The organism is Pseudomonas sp. 8Z, from assembly GCF_902506535.1.
Taxonomy (GTDB): domain Bacteria; phylum Pseudomonadota; class Gammaproteobacteria; order Pseudomonadales; family Pseudomonadaceae; genus Aquipseudomonas.
Genome location: NZ_LR733824.1, coordinates 35,809 through 52,046, shown reverse-complemented (window position 1 = coordinate 52,046; position 16,238 = coordinate 35,809). Strand labels below are relative to the sequence as shown.

The following is a 16,238-nucleotide window of genomic DNA, read 5'->3' as shown; positions in this document are numbered from 1 at the left end:
CGCCCTAGCTCTCATCGTCGTTGCACCTCATCACTCCGGCTCAGGCAATAGTGCTGGATCAATTGGCGCAGCAGCGTCACGGTGGGTTCGATGCGGGCCAGCTCCAGGTGTTCCCCCGGCTGATGCGCGCAGTCGATATCGCCTGGGCCGAGCACCAACGTCTCGCAACCGACGCGCTGCAGGTAAGGCGCTTCGGTGCCGAATGCCACCGCCTGCGCGGTATGCCCGGTCAGGCGTTCGGCCAGGCGCACCAGCTCGGCATCGGCGGCCTGCTCGAACGGCGGCACCGCCGGGAATAGCGGGCCGTAGTCGATACGCACCTGATGCTTGAGCGCCAACGGCTGCAGCTTGCTGCGGATTGCCTCGCGCAGTTGCTCAGGATCCATACCGGGCAGGGGCCGCAGATCGAACTCCAGCGCGCACTGGCCGCAGATGCGGTTGGGGTTGTCGCCGCCGTGAATGCACCCCAGATTGAGGGTCGGCTGCGGCACGCTGAACTGCGGGTTGTTGTACTCGCGCTGCCACTGCGCGCGCAGGCCGCGCAGCTCACCCATCACATCCTGCATGGCTTCGAGCGCGCTATGGCCGAGCGCCGGGTTCGAGGAGTGACCGCTCTGCCCGAGAATATCGATGCGCTCCATCATCACGCCCTTGTGCAGGCGCACGGGCTTGAGGCCGGTCGGCTCACCGATGACCGCCGCGCGGCCAAGCGGACGCCCAGCATCGGCCAGCGCACGGGCGCCAGACATCGAGCTTTCCTCATCACAGGTGGCGAGAATCAGCAGCGGCTGCTGGAAAGGCTGATCGAGCAAAGGCCGCACGGCTTCAATGGCCAGGGCGAAGAAGCCTTTCATGTCGCAACTGCCCAGACCCACCCAGCGGTCGCCTACTTCGGTCAGCTTGAGCGGGTCGGTCTGCCATAGGGCGGCATCGAAGGGCACGGTATCACTGTGACCGGCTAGCACCAGACCACCGGGACCGGAGCCATAGCTGGCGAGCAGGTTGAACTTGCCGGGAGCGATCTGCTGGGTTTCGCAGGTAAAACCGAGATCGCCAAGCCAAGCTGCGAGCAGCTCGATGACGGGGGCGTTGCTTTGATCCCAATTGGGCTGGGTACAGCTCACCGACGGTGCTGCGATCAGCGCGGAGAACTGCTCTCGGAAGGACGGCAGGGGCATCGGCGATCTCCTAAAAACGATGCCCCATCATAGGGGCATCGTCTTGTCGGTGAAACCGCCGAAGTGGAATCAGGCCCCGCCGAACAGCGCGCGCAGGATGAAGAAGAAGATGATCGACAGCACCGCGCCAGCCGGCAAGGTGATGATCCAGGACAGGAAGATCTTGCCGATCATGCCCAGATTCAGCGCACCAATACCGCGCGCCAGGCCAACACCGAGAATGGCGCCGACCAGGGTGTGCGTGGTGGAGACCGGCAGACCCAACCCCGAAGCGCTGACCACGGTGGTGGCGGCAGCCAGTTCGGCAGCGAAGCCACGGCTAGGGGTCAGCTCAGTGATTTCCTTGCCGATGGTGGCGATCACCTTGTAGCCGTAGGTGGCCAGGCCGACCACGATACCCAGCGCGCCTAGCAGCAGGATCCAACCCGGCACCATGGCCTTGCTGCCCACGGCCAGATCACCGCCGCTCTGGATCACACCTACAATCGCCGCCAGCGGGCCGACGGCATTGGCCACGTCGTTGGAGCCGTGGGCGAAGGCCATGGAGCAGGCGGTGAAGATCATCAGGATGGCGAACACCTTCTCCACACTGGAGAAATGGAAGGCCTTGTCCGCCTCGGCATCGACGTGGATGCGGCTGAGCAGAGCGATGCCGAGCAGCATGACCAGCACGCCGATACCCAGCGAAAGCAAGAAGCCTTCAGTGCTAGTGAGATTCAGGCCAACATGCTTGAGGCCCTTGCTCAGAGTCATCAGCGAGATCATGAAACCGGTGATGAACATATACAGCGGCACGAAGCGCTTGGCGTTCTTGAACGGGTTGTCGGTATCGATGATCAGCTTCTGCACGCTGACGAACAGGCAGAAGGAGATGATTCCGGCCAGCATCGGGGTGACCACCCAGCTCGCGACGATCGGGCCAACACCGCTCCAGTGCACGGCATCCACCGACACGCCGACGGCAGCGAAGCCAATCACCGCACCGACGATGGTGTGGGTGGTGGACACCGGCCAGCCGCGCATCGACGCCACCAGCAGCCAAGTACCGGCGGCCAACAGCGCCGACATCATGCCCAGCACCATCAGGTTAGGACTGATCAGGTTGGCATCGACGATGCCACTTTTGATGGTTTCGGTCACTTCGCCGCCGGCCAGGTAAGCCCCGCAGAACTCGAAGACCATGGCAATGATGATCGCCTGACGAATGGTCAACGCACGCGAGCCGACCGAAGTACCCATAGCGTTGGCCACGTCATTCGCGCCAACGCCCCAGGCCATGAAAAAGCCAAAAAGGCAGGCAAGTACGAGCAAAATCAGCCCGTAGTCCGCAATCAGAGACATAAATTAGTTTCCGTAGATCCCAGAAAGGATACTGGCGCTTAGCGCGCCAGCAGTTGTTCCAGTCGGTTGCCCACTCGTTGGGCTCGGTCGGCGACGTCGCCGACCCAATCGATGATCTGATAGAGGAACATCACATCGACCGGGGGAAGATCCTTCTCCAGCTTGAACAGGGCGCGACGCACATCGATCTGCAGGCGATCGGTGTCATGCTCGATCACTCCAAGCTCCTCGATCAGCGTTTCCACCAGCACGGCCTCACGGCCGGCAAAACCGGTTTCGAGCAACTCGTCGAGCTCGTTCATCGCCTTCAGCGCCTGCGCGCTGGCATCCACGCTGCGCTGCACATAGGTACGCATCAAGGGCTGCAGCGCCTGCGGAATGGCCATCTGCCGCCCCAGCATCAGGCCGGCGATGTCCTTGGCACGGTTGGCGACTTTGTCCTGTACACTGAGCAGCTCAAGCAGATCCGAACGCGGAACCGGCAGGAACAGGCTCTTGGGCAGATGCAGACGGACGCTTTTCTTCAGCTTGTCCGCTTCATGCTCCAGCCGGGACATGTCCTGTTGCACTTGCTCGACCTTGGCCCAGTCCTCGACCATCACGGCCTCGAAGAAGGGCACCAGATTCGCCGCACACTCATGCGCCTTGGCGATATGCTGCTGCATAGGGCCGATGGGCGAACGGCCGAACAGGCTGACAAAAGGATTGATAGGCATAGGGCTAACCCCTGTTTTGAGAAGGCCGCAAGTATAGGGATCGACTTCGCAGGCCGCCAGCGTGCGTCATCGGACTGTCACAATTTCATATCTAGGCGTCATAGCTCCTGATCATGGTCAAAGAAACCGAAATCAAACTGCGCGCCAGCCGCGCCACCCTGGCCGCACTGCGTGAGCACCCGCTGCTGAAAAAGCGCAACAAGAGCGGCTGGCAGCACACACCGCTGTTCAACCAGTACTACGACACGCCCGCGCGTGACCTGGCCGGTGCCAAGGTCGCCCTGCGCCTTCGCCGCGACGGCGAGCAGTTCATCCAGACCCTGAAAAGCCGTGGCCAGAGCGTAGCCGGGCTGTCCGAGCGTAACGAGTGGGACTGGTACCTGGACAAACCCGAGCTCGACCTCGGCAAGCTCGACGACCAATGCTGGCCGGCCAGCCTGGCCGAGCTGGACAAAACCAGCCTGATGCCGCTGTTCACCACCGACTTCATCCGTGAAAAAGCCGAAATTGCCTGGGGCCGCGGCAAAGCCAAGGTGGTCATCGAGGCAGCCCTGGATCTGGGCAAAGTGATCGCCGGTGAAGGCGAGGAAGAAATCTGCGAGCTGGAGCTGGAGCTGCGTCAAGGCGAGCCTGCCGCATTGTTGGAGCTGGCCTGCGAGCTGGCCGAAGGCCTGCCGTTGATGCCCTGCGACATCAGCAAGGCCGAGCGCGGCTATCGCCTGTTCGATGCCGCCAGCTACAGCCTGAGCCTACCGGCGCCGACGCTGAGCGCCGATATGAGCCTGGACGATGCCTTCGCCGCCCTCGCCTGGCATTTGCTCGGCGCCAGCCAGCGCCTGGCCGAACAATACCGCTGGAACGGCCACTGGCGCCTGCTGGCCGAATGGATCGAGCGCCTGGGCGAATTGCGCGCCCTGCTCGGCAGCCTCGGCCAAGCCGCACCGCGTGCCAGCAGCCGCGAACTGCGCCAGGGTCTGGACGCCCTGCTCGACGACTGGCGCCCACGCCTGTCGGCTGGCCAGGATGACGAAACGATGCGCCAGGCAGCACCCGCCCTGTTCGCCAGTGAACTCGACTCGCCACGCTGGGGCCTGCTGTCGCTGCAACTGGCACGCTGGCTGCTGGCGGCAGGCTGGCGCGAGGGCCGCAACGCGCGAGGTCAGCGTCAGGGCGAGGCCGCACTGGTCAACTGGCTGAGCACACTACTGGCCGACGAGGCCACCCAGCTCAATCTGCGCAGCTACCAGACCCAACCACTGCGCCTCACCGAACAGCAGCCGCGCCTGGAGCGCCTGCTGGTCTGGCTACGTCTGGCCCGCCAGGTACTCGACCTGGCAGAAGCCGACCGCCTGTATGGCGAACTGGCCAAGTTGAGCGAACTGGCACAACAGGCCGACACAACCGGCGCAGTCGCCGAGCAATGCATCAAGGTGCAGCAACTGCGCGCCTGGAAAGCCCTGCTGCGCTAAACCGACGCCTACTGCGCCCACAGTGGCTGCGAGAGGGTTAGCCTCACTCGCAGCCACTGCCACCACCCCGAACAGCGCACTCACCACCTGGATCACAGCTTGCGTGCCGCTGCAGCCTGAAACAGGCACGCGTTCACGCCAAGCCTTCGCGCAACCCTGATTTTTCGGGCATCCTAGCTCGGCCATCCTTGTCCAGGCCGACTCGAGGAACCCGCATGCCTGCCATACACACCCCGCCTGCCGACCGCGTATTGGATCTCTCCGACCTGCTGCGCGAGCTGGTCAGTGAAGGCCGCGTGGAGCAGGACGTGGCCGAGCAGTGCCTGGCGATCCGCCGCAGCACACTGAACAACCAGCAGCATCCGCTGGAGTTTCTCGCCGCACAGCAAGTGGACGATCAGGCCCGCCCAGGCAAGAAGCTCGACCTGGAAACCCTCACCCTATGGCTGGCCAAGTTCACCGGCCAACCCTATTTGCGCATCGACCCGCTAAAAATCGACGTGCCAAGCATTACCCCGCTGATGTCCTACGCCTTCGCCCAGCGCCACAAGATCCTCGCCGTAGCGGTGGATAGCGAGAGCGTGACCATCGCCAGCAGCCAGCCGCTGGTGCATAGCTGGGAAGCCAACCTGATCCACGTGCTCAAACGCCCGATCAAGCGGGTAGTGGCCAACCCGGTGGACATCCAGCGCTTCACCACCGAATTCTATCGCCTGGCGCGCTCGGTCAGCGGTGCCAACGCCATCGACCAGAAGGTCAGCAGCGTCGGCAACTTCGAACAATTGCTCAGCCTCGGCGCGCAGGATCAGGAGCCAGATGCCAACGACGCGCACATCATCAACATCGTCGACTGGCTGTTCCAGTATGCCTTTCAACAGCGCGCCAGCGATATCCACATCGAGCCACGCCGCGAACAAGGCACCGTGCGCTTTCGCATCGACGGCGTACTGCACACCGTCTACCAATTCCCGGCGCAGGTCACCATGGCGGTGGTCAGCCGCCTGAAAAACCTGGGCCGCATGAACATCGCCGAGAAGCGCAAACCGCAGGACGGCCGGGTCAAGACCAAAACCCCGGACGGCAGCGAGGTGGAGCTGCGCCTGTCGACACTGCCCACCGCCTTCGGCGAGAAGATGGTGATGCGGATTTTCGACCCGGAAGTGTTGCTGAAAACCCCGGATCAGCTCGGTTTTTCCCCTGAAGACCGGCGCCGCTGGGAAAGCATGACCAGCCAGCCCAATGGCATCATTTTGGTCACCGGCCCCACCGGTTCAGGCAAGACCACCACGCTGTACACCACGCTCAAGCAACTTGCGACCGAAGAGGTGAACGTCTGCACCATCGAAGACCCCATCGAGATGATCGAAGGCGCCTTTAACCAGATGCAGGTGCAGCACAACATTGACCTCACCTTTGCCAGCGGCGTGCGCGCGCTGATGCGCCAGGACCCGGACATCATCATGGTCGGCGAGATCCGCGACCTGGAAACCGCCGAAATGGCCATTCAGGCGGCGCTGACCGGCCACCTGGTGCTCTCCACCCTGCACACCAACGACGCCCCCAGCGCCATCACCCGCCTGCTCGAACTGGGCGTACCGCACTATCTACTCAAAGCCACCCTGCTCGGCGTGATGGCACAGCGCCTGGTGCGAACCCTGTGCCCACATTGCAAGGCTCCGGTACAACTGGACGAGGATACCTGGAACGGCCTGACTCGCCCCTGGAGCTCGCCCCTGCCGAATCAGGCACAGCATGCCGTCGGCTGCCTGGAATGCCGTGAAACTGGCTATCGCGGGCGCGCCGGCGTGTACGAAATCATGCTGCTGGGCGATGCAATCAAAGCGCTGATCACTGCCGATACCGATATCACCGCTCTGCGCCGCGCCGCCTTCAAAGACGGCATGCGCAGCCTGCGCCTGTCCGGTGCGCAGAAGGTCGCCGCAGGCCTGACCACCATCGAGGAAGTGCTGCGCGTTACCCCGCAAAGCGAGCAGCGTTAAGGCCACCGGAGAGACCTAACCCCCGAACGCCCAAGCATCGCGCCAATACCTGTAAGTACCGTTGTAGTAACCGCACACGCAGATCAGCCTGAGCCACGCCAGGCTAGCCGATACAGCAAGAAACACCCTTTCTGCCCAGCCTGCGAAGGGGTCGGCAGCGCCCCAAGTAGGTCTATGCTTAGATGCACGACCGCAACTGGAGCCCAGCGATGTTCAGCAGCACGAACCGCGAAGACCGCAGCAGCACATCCACCAGACGCCTCATATGATCACTTACCTGCAGCACCTCGCATGCTGGGATTGGCTCGCCCTGACAACTGTATGCCTGGTTATCGAGGTATTCGGCACAGGCGGCTATCTGCTGTGGGTAGGACTCAGCGCCGTCACGCTGGGCGCACTGACCTTTCTAATCCCTGACCTGCCCTGGGCACTGCAAGTCTTGCTGTTTCTCATCGCCGCCATGCTCAGCACCCTACTCTGGTGGCGCCACCAGCAGAGCGCTCGCCGAAGCCACTAACCGGCCATCGCCTCGCGGGAACCACATCAGCGCTTCGCCACTCCTAGCATTACCTATCCACCGCACAGGAGTGCCACCATGCGAGTACTGAGCCGAGCCGCCCTCGTGCTGGGCGGTTGCATGATCGTTCAGGCAGCGTCAGCCGACGGGATGCTACGCGACATCCTCTCATCGGGCGCAACCACCGCCTCCACCTACCTCACCTTCAAAGACCGCAAGCTAGTCGCCGCAGCCGAAGAAGATGCCAGCAGCTTCGTGGCCAGCAATGGAGAGATCCGCGGCCCACATTTGGAGGCGGCCCTGCAGAAGCTGCGCGCAGGCAACCCACAACTGCAAAAGACTGACGACATGACTCTGGCCAGCGCCATATTGGCAGAATCGACGAGCACCGCTTCGCCGACCATGAGCGCAGAATGAAAAAGCCCGCATCGATATGATGCGGGCTTTTTATGACAGCCAGGCAGGGACTAAGCCCACCGGCCCTCGCTTATAGCAGCGGCAGGGTGTAGCTGACGATCAGGCGGTTCTGATCGATGTCAGTGCCCGCGTTGCCACGCAGGACACCATAACGCCAGGCCAAACCGAGACCTTTCAGAGCACCGCCCTGGAACGCATAATCCAGACCGATATCACGCTCCCACTCTTTGGCATCAGTGGTATTGGTACGCTTGATATTCGTGCCCTTGAGGTAAGCGACAGAGGCTTTCAGGCCAGGAGCACCCAAGGAAGCGAAGTCATAGCTGTACTGACCAAAGGTAGTGCGCTCACCCGCACGGATGAAGGCACTAACCTGGCGGTCGGTCGGCAGATAAACGCTCGAACCGCTAGAACCTTCAATGTTGCCCTGATTCAACTGAATGAAGTTGCTGTTATCGGATACGCGCTGATGCCCCAGCATCACGGAGTGGCTCTTCAGGGTATAAGTGAAGGCCGCGCTCCAGGTGTTGTTGTCGATTTCACCAGAACCGTCGTTGGTGTAACCGCTCACACCATAGCCTTCTGCGCGACCAGCAGCGTTGCTGTTCTTGCCATCCGAAGTGGTGCGGAAATAACGCAGATCAGTCTTCAGCGAGCCCTCACCCAGCGCCAGGCTGTGGCCAAGACCGGCAAAGTGCTGCTTGTAGTAATCCTCAAGGTTGGCGTAGTAATACTGCGCAGTCAGATCCTTGGTGATCTTCCAATCACCACCAGCGAAGTAGAACTTGTTGCTTTCCTGAGTACCGCCGGCCGCTGCCAGGCCGGTGCTATTGCTGGAGGCACGGCTAGTTGCGTGCTCGATCTGGCCTGCATTCAAGGTCAGATTGTCGATCTCGTTGGAGGTAATCATGCCGCCTTCGAACATCTGCGGCAGCAAACGACCATCGTTGGACTTCAGGATCGGCAGATTCGGCATCAGAGTACCGATGCGCGCCTCGGTCTTGGAGAAACGAACCTTGCCGGTCAGGCCACCCTTGCTGAAGTCATCCACAGCACTGCCGTCGGTCTCCAGCGGGAAAAGCTGACCTGGAGTACGATCACGGTCAGTCTTGCCAACACGACCACCACCATCCAGACGCACACCCAACATGCCAACGGCATCAACGCCGAAGCCAACAGTGCCTTCGGTGAAACCGGAGCTGTAGTTGAAGATGAAACCCTGGCCCCACTCGCTGGCCTCGCCGTCGTTATTGGCGGTGTTCTTCGTGTTCTGGTCGAAGTAGTAGTTGCGCAGAGTCAGGTTGGCCTTGCTGTCACCGACAAAGTCAGCGAAAGCCACTTGGCTCAAGCCCAGGGTGCTGGCGGCTACGGCCAGTGCCAGGGAGGTCTTTCTCATTATGTTTCTCTCCAGTGTGTTTAAGGTGTTGCATCCGCGCCGGGCAGCGGCTTCGCTACGAAGAGGCAGGCCCAGGTCGAATAAGGGTAGCGCACGCACGAGCAATCAACGCGAGCACGCATCGCTAGCAGTACGGCTTAAATCAGAAAGAAGGTACGAGGGACAGGCCCGCAGAGAGGAACAGGCAGCAACACTTGATTGCTTGGTTCATACGTTGGCACTCACATCGTTTTTATTGTGAGCCAGCATCGATAGTGCTGACCCTGGATGCCGAAGGCCAAGGCAGATTGCGTGCCAGCTCCACCCTATTAAGTAAGAGAGCCCTCTGGCACGCGATGTTACACTTTTCAGGCACAAGCGTGAAATCTTGATGAATCATTCACGCAAGCAAAATTCCGCTCATAAAAAAGCCTTTTATGGCGAAATATCGCCGCTTCAACCAATCACGATTTGGTTCTTACCCTGGCGTTTGGCCTGATACATCGCCGCGTCGGCACGGGCGTAAAGTGCCTCCAGGCTAGCGTCGCCAGGACGCAGCACCGTCAGCCCCTGACTGACAGTAATACCGAAGGTTGTGCCGTCATGCTGAAAGCTCAAGCGCTGCACTTCCCGCTGCAAGCGTTCGGCAACTTGCAGGGCGACGTCCGGCTCACAACCCGGAAACAGAGCAGCGAACTCCTCGCCACCAATGCGCCCGAACAGATCATCACGGCGCAATGCGGTAGCACCACAATGAGCAAGGCGCTGCAACACCTGATCCCCCATCTGGTGGCCATAACGGTCGTTGATCTTCTTGAAGTCATCCAGATCCAACAGCAGCAAAGCCATTGACCCACCGTGCTGACGAGCCTGATCGAATTCACGTCGCGCGCATTCGAAGAAGTAACGCCGGTTGCTGCTTTCAGTCAGCACATCCGTGGTGGCCAGGCGATGTAGCTCGCCTTCAAGACGCTTCTTTTCCGTGATGTCTTCGGCAATGCCGACGATGATCGGGCCACGCCCAGGCTCCTGACGCGGGCTGACAAAGCATTTGTCACTGAGCCAGCGCAGTTGCCCATCACTACGAATGATGCGGTATTCACGCTGCTCAACAGCACCGGCCTCCAAGACCGTGGCCAGGCTCTCGGCCGCATAGTCGAGATCGTCAGGGTAAATGCTGTTGCGCCATTCATCGTAGTTGGCCAGCAGCAGGGCGGCAGAACGGCCAAAGATGCGCTCGTAGGCTGGGCTGACATAGATGATCCGCTGCTCGTCCCAATCGAACGCCCACAGCACTGCATTGACGCTGCCCAGCAGGCTGCTGAACAACTGCTCTCGCTCGCCCAGACGCTCAACCTCCGAACGGCTGTGCAACAGCGCCAGCGTAAGCTCTTCCCATTCGGTTACCGCATTGTCGTGTTCGTCCATTACCGCGGCCATACAGCCCCTCTAGCACTCAAGGTATGCATCGTGAGGGCTTGGACAAACGCAAAGGCCCGCCGTTCGGCAGGCCTTTTGCCAGCTTTCGGCCTTATCAGACCGGGACGGTGGCGGGGCGTAGCGAGTAGGTCTTGAGTTGCTCGGCAAACTCTCGCAGCGACTGTATGCCGCTGGCTTCGGCGTCATGCACCCACTGCTTCATCGCTTCGAGCATATCGTGCCCGTTACTGCTGGTTTTCACCCAGATTTGCTGCAGGGCCAGACGCTTCTCGTAAATCACCTTGAGTGCCTGACTCTGCGCCAGCAGGTCGGCGATACGGGCGTGTTGCTGATCGTGCAACAGGCTCGGCTCACGCGACAGAAGGCGCTTGGCGCGGTGAAAAAGGTGACGAACGGACACATCGGCCTTGCCCAATTCCTGCTTGACCAACGGTGCGATAACCAGCTTGCGATACTGCGCCATGATCTGGAAGCGGTTGTTGAGAATGGCCATGGCGGTATCCATGTCCAGGCTGTGCTTACCTTCGACGCGATGGGCAATCGGCGCCACACGCTGCACCTTGGCGAGCCCCAGGAAGCTGAAGAGCTTGATCCAGGCCCAGCCCATGTCGAACTCCCACTTTTTCACCGACAGCTTGGCGCTGTTGGGATAGGTGTGGTGGTTGTTGTGCAGCTCTTCGCCGCCAATGATGATGCCCCAGGGCACCAGATTGGTCGCCGCGTCGCGGCACTCGAAGTTACGGTAGCCTACGGCATGACCCAGACCGTTGATCACACCGGCAGCCCAGAATGGAATCCACATCATCTGCACGGCCCAAACGGTCATGCCAAGCACGCCGAACAAGGCCAGGTCGATGATGGCCATAAGTGTCACACCGCCGATAGGAAAGCGGCTGTATACATTGCGCTCGACCCAGTCATCCGGGCAGTTCTTGCCGTAGATGCGCAGCGTATCCTGATTTTTCGCCTCGGCCTGGTAGAGTTCCGCACCCTTGCGCATGACCGTACCGAGGCCCTTGATTACCGGGCTGTGCGGATCGTCCTCGGTTTCGCACTTGGCATGATGTTTACGGTGAATCGCAGTCCATTCGCGAGTATTCTGGCCCGTACTCAACCACAGCCAGAAACGGAAGAAATGTTTGAGCGCTGGGTGCAGTTCCAGTGCACGGTGCGCGGAGTAGCGGTGCAGGTAGACCGTGACGCTAACGATGGTCACGTGAGTCATAAGCAAGGTCACTGCTACTAACTGCCAGACCGACAGATCAAGTAAACCGTTGTACCACATGGGCGCTGTGCCTCTTGAAGGGGGAACACGGTTTGTCCTACAAGGACAAACCTCGCTGCATTATCCCCGACACACCCCAGAAAACCAGTTGGTCTTTTAGATAAGAATGTTTCAACCTGGCCCGCCTAAATTGCCAGCATTACTATAAGGAGCGTTAACGCTCAGCCATGCGTATCGATGCCACCGCCCTGCGTCTGACTCTGGGCTATCTGGTGCTGGCCGCACTTTGGGTGCTGCTCAGTGATAGGTTCTTGCTCGCCCTCGACTTGTCGAGCAGCCATCAAGAAGGCCTGCAATCGCTCAAAGGATTGCTGTTCGTCATACTCACCGCAGCCCTGCTCTACACAACCCTTCGGCGCCACACCATCCGCTATAACGAGAAAAAGCAGGCACTGAGCGCCAATGAAGAACGCTTGCGCCTGGCACTGGAGGCCTCCCATAGCGGTCTGTGGGATATGGACATGGCCAGCCAACGCATCTTCTTTTCCGAGTGCTATACAGATCTACTCGGTATCGACCAGGCGACCCTTGGCCATACCCGTGAACAGTGGGCCACTTTCCTGCACCCAGACGACCGCGAGCGTGTGCTGCAGAAGATCGAAGTCAGCCTACAGCTCCCGGACTACCAAAACACCTACCGCATGCGCCATGCCGATGGCAGTTATCGCTGGATTCATTCGCGCGGGCGCCTGCTCTTCACGGCAGATGGCAAGCCGATGCGCTTTATCGGCGTAGTCAGCGATATCACCCAGCGCCGCACTGACGAAGACAGCCTGCGCCAAGCGGCTGCGGTGTTCGATGCCACTCAGGAAGGCGTGCTGGTGACCGACGCCAAACGTCGCATCGTGCACATCAACCCCGCTTTTTCCCGCATAACCGGGTACAGCCGCGATGAAATCATCGGCCAAACACCAGGGTTGCTCAAATCAGGCCGCCACGGCGAAGCCTTCTACCAGGACATCTGGAAATCGCTGAGAAAGCACGGCACCTGGGCTGGCGAGATCTGGAACCGGCGCAAGAGCGGCGAAATCTACCCGCAATGGCAGAGCATCCGCGTAATCCATGATACGCAAGGCAATATCAGTCATTACGTTGCGGTGTTCTCCGACATCACCGCGCTCAAGCGCTCGCAACGTGAGCTGGATTACCTGGCTCACCACGACCCGCTGAGCAACCTGCCCAACCGCCTGCTGTTCACCGAGCGCGTGACCCATGCCCTGGAGCGCAGCAGTACCGAGCAGCCGGGCACCGTGCTGCTGATCGACCTGGACCACTTCAAGCACATCAACGAAAGCCTTGGCCACAACGTCGGCGACTTGTTGCTCAGAGCCGTCGGCGAGCGATTGCTGAAGGCCATCCCCAGCGGCTGCACGCTGGCACGCCTGGGCGGCGACGAATTTGGCCTACTTCAAGATCAATGCGGCGAAGCAGCGCTGGCAGCCGAGCTGGCGCAACAACTGCTGCACAGCCTGGAAGCACCGTTCTGTCTCGACAGCCACGAGTTGTACATCAGCGCCAGCATCGGCATCAGCCTGTTTCCGCACGATGCCGATAGCGTGGAACAGGTGTTGCGCAACGCCGACTCAGCCCTGTTCAAGGCCAAGAGTAGCGGCCGCGAAAGCTTCGCCTTCTACGAGCAGGAACTGACCGACTACGCCCGGCAACGCGTGGAACTGGCCAGCAGCCTGCGGCACGCCTTCGAAAACGAAGAACTGCGGGTCTTCTACCAGCCCCTGCACGACCTACGCGACGGCCAAGTGGTCGGTTTTGAAGCGCTGGTGCGTTGGCAACACCCCGAACGCGGCCTGCTGCCACCGGGTGAATTTATCCCGATAGCCGAAGATAACGGCATGATCGGCGCCATTGACCTCTGGGTACTGGAGCAGGCCTGCCGCCAGATGGTGCGTTGGGATCAGAGCAAGAGCGGCCCGAGCTTCGTCGCAGTAAACGTCTCCAGCCGTCTGTTTGGCCGTGGCGAACTGGATCTGCGGGTGGCTCAGGTGCTGGCCGAGACCGGCCTCGCCCCCGCAAAGCTAGAGCTTGAAGTCACGGAGAGCGCCGTGATGGACGACCCGGCCGCGGCGCTCTCACTGCTCACGCGCCTGCAAGCACTGGGCGTGCGCCTGGCAATCGACGACTTCGGCACCGGCTATAGCTCACTGGCGCGCCTCAAACGCCTGCCGGTGCATAAACTCAAGCTCGATCAGAGCTTCGTGCGTGGGCTACCGCACGACTCGGAAGATGCCGCCATCGCCCGCGCGGTGATAACCCTGGGCCACAGCCTGGGGCTCAAGGTGCTGGCCGAAGGTATCGAAGCCGCCGAACAGGCCGAGTTTCTGCGCAATCTCGGCTGCGACTACGGCCAGGGCTACCACTTCGGCCGCCCACAACCGGCAGCGCCGGTCACCGCGCGACACGCTGATGAGTCAAACCCTGTGCCACCACTCGGGCCGCTCGCTGACTGAGCGGCTTTACACGCGCACAACGCTAAGCCACTCACGCAACGCAAAGGCCCAAATGCAGTTGGCCGCCCGCAGGCGGCCAATTCATAGCGACATCACACCTCTTACAGCTTGGCGATAGACACCTCGGTGGATTTAACGAAGGCAATCACCTCGCTACCCACCTGCAGCTCCAGCTCGCGCACGGAACGGGTGGTAATCACCGAGGTGACGATACCGGCAGCAGTCTGCACGTCGATCTCCGACAGCACGTCGCCAATGACGATCTCCTTGATGGTGCCTTTGAACTGGTTACGCACGTTGATGGCTTTGATGGTCATGGGATTTTCTCCTCAGGTCGTTTTACAGGTAGCCCGGATAAAATCCGGGGAAATTGCATAACCGCTCCCGGATTGCATCCGGGCTACGGCATCACAGCGCCCAACGCAGTTGCGTGGGCAGGGGGGATAAAGGTTCGGGCGCGGTCGGCAAATCCGGTTGCGCCAGCACACGGTCAAGCACGCGTGCCTCCAGTGCGGCCAGCAAGGGCGAGCCATGCTGCCGAGGACGGGCCAGTTGCACGTCGAGATCGAGGCCGATCTGGCCGTCTTCGATGAGGATGACGCGGTCGGCCACGGCCACCGCCTCGGCGACATCGTGAGTCACCAGCAGCACAGTGAAACCATGCTGCTGCCACAGCCGTTCGATCAGGCGCTGCATCTCGATACGGGTCAGCGCGTCCAGCGCACCTAGTGGCTCGTCGAGCAGCAGCAGGCGCGGGCGATGGATCAGTGCACGGGCCAGAGCCACGCGCTGTTTCTGCCCGCCGGACAGTGCCGCCGGCCATTCATTGGCGCGATCGGCCAGGCCGACCGCTGCCAGCGCTTGCTCAGCCTGCGCCCGCCAGTTGTCGACAAGGCCCAGACCGACGTTGTCGATCACGCGCTTCCAGGGCAGCAGGCGTGAGTCCTGAAACATCAGGCGAATATCCTCGCGCACCGCGTCGAGCGAACCATTGCCAGCCAGCAACCGGCCAGCGCTGGGCTGCTCCAGCCCAGCCAACAGGCGCAGCAGGGTGCTCTTGCCGCAGCCGCTGCGGCCGACCACCGCGACGAACTGGCCCGCCGGAATATGCAGGTCGATGCCCTTGAGCACCTGGCGCTCGCCAAAGGACTTCTCGATGTTCTCGATGGCCAGGGGTACGCCCTGGCGAATGCTCTGCAATGCAGTCATTGCCCACCTGCCTTGGCCTGATAGGCCGGGTGCCAGCGCAACCAGACGCGCTCAAGACTACGGGCGGCAACGTCGGCCAGCTTGCCGAGCACCGCGTACAGCAGGATCGCCACCACCACCACATCGGTCTGCAGGAACTCGCGGGCGTTCATCGCCAGGTAACCGATACCAGCGCTGGCCGAGATGGTTTCGGCGACGATCAGCGTCAGCCACATGAAGCCGAGGGCAAAACGCACGCCCACCAGAATCGAGGGCAGCGCGCCGGGCAGGATCACCTGGCGGAACAGCGCGAAGCCGGACAACCCATAACTGCGCGCCATCTCCACCAGCGCCGGGTCGACGTTGCGGATGCCGTGGTAGGTGTTGAGGTAGATGGGGAACAGCGTGCCGAGCGCGACCAGGAACACCTTGGCCGCCTCATCGATGCCGAACCACAGAATCACCAGCGGGATCAGCGCCAGGTGCGGCACGTTGCGGATCATCTGCACCGAACTGTCGAGCAGGCGCTCGCCCCACTTTGACAGCCCGGTGATAAAGCCCAGCAGCAAACCGATGCCGCCACCGATGACGAAACCACTGATAGCGCGCTGACCGCTGATCGCCAGGTGCCGCCAGATTTCGCCGCTGGCCAGTAGCTCCCAGCCAGCCGCGACCACGGCGCTGGGCGCTGGCAGAACGCGGCTGGAGAGCACGCCAGTGGCCACCGCCAGTTGCCAGGCCGCCAGCAGCCCCAGCGGCAAGGCCCAGGGCGCAGCGCGCAGGGCCAGTGTGTTGATCGTTATGTTGCTCATATTGGCCTCGAAAAATCCTGTGGTTCTGTCCCCGG

At 61.3% G+C, this 16,238-nt stretch carries 14 protein-coding genes; 5 read left to right on the top strand and 9 right to left on the bottom strand.

All coding sequences use genetic code 11. The features are described from left to right. Window positions 1–11: 11 nt before the first annotated feature. The 3 genes from argE to AERO9A_RS00250 form a co-directional block, all read right to left on the bottom strand. Window positions 12–1,178 carry an acetylornithine deacetylase gene (gene argE / locus AERO9A_RS00260; protein WP_159969920.1) on the bottom strand — a complete coding sequence of 389 codons (1,167 nt, stop codon included), beginning with the start codon at window positions 1,176–1,178 and terminating at the stop codon, window positions 12–14. A 69-nt stretch (window positions 1,179–1,247) separates the two neighbouring features. After that, window positions 1,248–2,519, bottom strand: coding sequence for an inorganic phosphate transporter (locus AERO9A_RS00255; RefSeq protein ID WP_159969919.1), 1,272 nt, complete (start codon window positions 2,517–2,519; stop codon window positions 1,248–1,250). A 38-nt stretch (window positions 2,520–2,557) separates the two neighbouring features. Then, on the bottom strand, window positions 2,558–3,235 hold the full coding sequence (locus tag AERO9A_RS00250; protein ID WP_159969918.1) for a TIGR00153 family protein: 678 nt from the start codon (window positions 3,233–3,235) through the stop codon (window positions 2,558–2,560). Window positions 3,236–3,348: 113 nt separating this feature from the next. On the opposite strand from AERO9A_RS00250, the gene AERO9A_RS00245 reads away from it, so the two are divergent. The 4 genes from AERO9A_RS00245 to AERO9A_RS00230 all read left to right on the top strand — a co-directional run bounded on the left by AERO9A_RS00245 (window position 3,349) and on the right by AERO9A_RS00230 (window position 7,638). Further along, the gene (locus AERO9A_RS00245; protein WP_159969917.1) at window positions 3,349–4,704 is read left to right on the top strand and encodes an inorganic triphosphatase; all 1,356 of its coding nucleotides are present in this window, start codon (window positions 3,349–3,351) and stop codon (window positions 4,702–4,704) included. 215 nt (window positions 4,705–4,919) lie between these two features. Beyond that, window positions 4,920–6,704 (top strand): GspE/PulE family protein, encoded by a 1,785-nt coding sequence (locus AERO9A_RS00240; RefSeq protein ID WP_159969916.1) that lies wholly within the window; start codon window positions 4,920–4,922, stop codon window positions 6,702–6,704. A gap of 265 nt (window positions 6,705–6,969) precedes the next feature. Beyond that, complete coding sequence (locus AERO9A_RS00235) at window positions 6,970–7,221, top strand: NfeD family protein (protein ID WP_159969915.1); 252 nt, start codon at window positions 6,970–6,972, stop codon at window positions 7,219–7,221. 78 nt (window positions 7,222–7,299) lie between these two features. Continuing rightward, entirely contained in the window at window positions 7,300–7,638 is a 339-nt protein-coding gene (locus AERO9A_RS00230; protein ID WP_159969914.1) for a DUF2388 domain-containing protein, read from the top strand. 70 nt (window positions 7,639–7,708) lie between these two features. Here AERO9A_RS00230 and AERO9A_RS00225 read toward each other — a convergent pair whose 3' ends face one another. The 3 genes from AERO9A_RS00225 to desA all read right to left on the bottom strand — a co-directional run bounded on the left by AERO9A_RS00225 (window position 7,709) and on the right by desA (window position 11,738). After that, the gene (locus tag AERO9A_RS00225) at window positions 7,709–9,034 is read right to left on the bottom strand and encodes an OprD family porin (RefSeq protein ID WP_159969913.1); all 1,326 of its coding nucleotides are present in this window, start codon (window positions 9,032–9,034) and stop codon (window positions 7,709–7,711) included. A 435-nt stretch (window positions 9,035–9,469) separates the two neighbouring features. Then, on the bottom strand, window positions 9,470–10,441 hold the full coding sequence (locus AERO9A_RS00220; protein WP_159970660.1) for a sensor domain-containing diguanylate cyclase: 972 nt from the start codon (window positions 10,439–10,441) through the stop codon (window positions 9,470–9,472). Between the two features lie 106 nt (window positions 10,442–10,547). Continuing rightward, window positions 10,548–11,738 (bottom strand): delta-9 fatty acid desaturase DesA, encoded by a 1,191-nt coding sequence (desA, locus tag AERO9A_RS00215; protein WP_159969912.1) that lies wholly within the window; start codon window positions 11,736–11,738, stop codon window positions 10,548–10,550. Window positions 11,739–11,905: 167 nt separating this feature from the next. Between desA and AERO9A_RS00210 the strand changes: the two genes are divergently transcribed. Continuing rightward, a complete protein-coding gene (locus AERO9A_RS00210; RefSeq protein WP_159969911.1) occupies window positions 11,906–14,203 on the top strand; it encodes a bifunctional diguanylate cyclase/phosphodiesterase in 2,298 nt (765 codons plus the stop codon). 101 nt (window positions 14,204–14,304) lie between these two features. On the opposite strand, the gene AERO9A_RS00205 is transcribed toward AERO9A_RS00210, so the two are convergent. From AERO9A_RS00205 to ssuC, 3 genes are all read right to left on the bottom strand, one after another. After that, a complete protein-coding gene (locus AERO9A_RS00205) occupies window positions 14,305–14,520 on the bottom strand; it encodes a molybdopterin-binding protein (RefSeq protein WP_076427208.1) in 216 nt (71 codons plus the stop codon). Window positions 14,521–14,611: 91 nt separating this feature from the next. Further along, a complete protein-coding gene (gene ssuB / locus AERO9A_RS00200) occupies window positions 14,612–15,412 on the bottom strand; it encodes an aliphatic sulfonates ABC transporter ATP-binding protein (protein ID WP_159969910.1) in 801 nt (266 codons plus the stop codon). Further along, the gene (gene ssuC / locus AERO9A_RS00195) at window positions 15,409–16,203 is read right to left on the bottom strand and encodes an aliphatic sulfonate ABC transporter permease SsuC (RefSeq protein WP_159969909.1); all 795 of its coding nucleotides are present in this window, start codon (window positions 16,201–16,203) and stop codon (window positions 15,409–15,411) included. The genes ssuB and ssuC overlap by 4 nt, the downstream gene beginning before the upstream one ends. Window positions 16,204–16,238 lie beyond the last annotated feature (35 nt).

Excerpts from the sequence above, each read along its gene's own strand:
- argE (WP_159969920.1), bottom strand. The coding sequence starts at position 1,178 with ATGCCCCTGCCGTCCTTCCGAGAGCAGTTCTCCGCGCTGATCGCAGCA.
- AERO9A_RS00255 (WP_159969919.1), bottom strand. The coding sequence starts at position 2,519 with ATGTCTCTGATTGCGGACTACGGGCTGATTTTGCTCGTACTTGCCTGC.
- AERO9A_RS00250 (WP_159969918.1), bottom strand. The coding sequence starts at position 3,235 with ATGCCTATCAATCCTTTTGTCAGCCTGTTCGGCCGTTCGCCCATCGGC.
- AERO9A_RS00245 (WP_159969917.1), top strand. The coding sequence starts at position 3,349 with ATGGTCAAAGAAACCGAAATCAAACTGCGCGCCAGCCGCGCCACCCTG.
- AERO9A_RS00240 (WP_159969916.1), top strand. The coding sequence starts at position 4,920 with ATGCCTGCCATACACACCCCGCCTGCCGACCGCGTATTGGATCTCTCC.
- AERO9A_RS00235 (WP_159969915.1), top strand. The coding sequence starts at position 6,970 with ATGATCACTTACCTGCAGCACCTCGCATGCTGGGATTGGCTCGCCCTG.
- AERO9A_RS00230 (WP_159969914.1), top strand. The coding sequence starts at position 7,300 with ATGCGAGTACTGAGCCGAGCCGCCCTCGTGCTGGGCGGTTGCATGATC.
- AERO9A_RS00225 (WP_159969913.1), bottom strand. The coding sequence starts at position 9,034 with ATGAGAAAGACCTCCCTGGCACTGGCCGTAGCCGCCAGCACCCTGGGC.
- AERO9A_RS00220 (WP_159970660.1), bottom strand. The coding sequence starts at position 10,441 with ATGGACGAACACGACAATGCGGTAACCGAATGGGAAGAGCTTACGCTG.
- desA (WP_159969912.1), bottom strand. The coding sequence starts at position 11,738 with ATGTGGTACAACGGTTTACTTGATCTGTCGGTCTGGCAGTTAGTAGCA.
- AERO9A_RS00210 (WP_159969911.1), top strand. The coding sequence starts at position 11,906 with ATGCGTATCGATGCCACCGCCCTGCGTCTGACTCTGGGCTATCTGGTG.
- AERO9A_RS00205 (WP_076427208.1), bottom strand. The coding sequence starts at position 14,520 with ATGACCATCAAAGCCATCAACGTGCGTAACCAGTTCAAAGGCACCATC.
- ssuB (WP_159969910.1), bottom strand. The coding sequence starts at position 15,412 with ATGACTGCATTGCAGAGCATTCGCCAGGGCGTACCCCTGGCCATCGAG.
- ssuC (WP_159969909.1), bottom strand. The coding sequence starts at position 16,203 with ATGAGCAACATAACGATCAACACACTGGCCCTGCGCGCTGCGCCCTGG.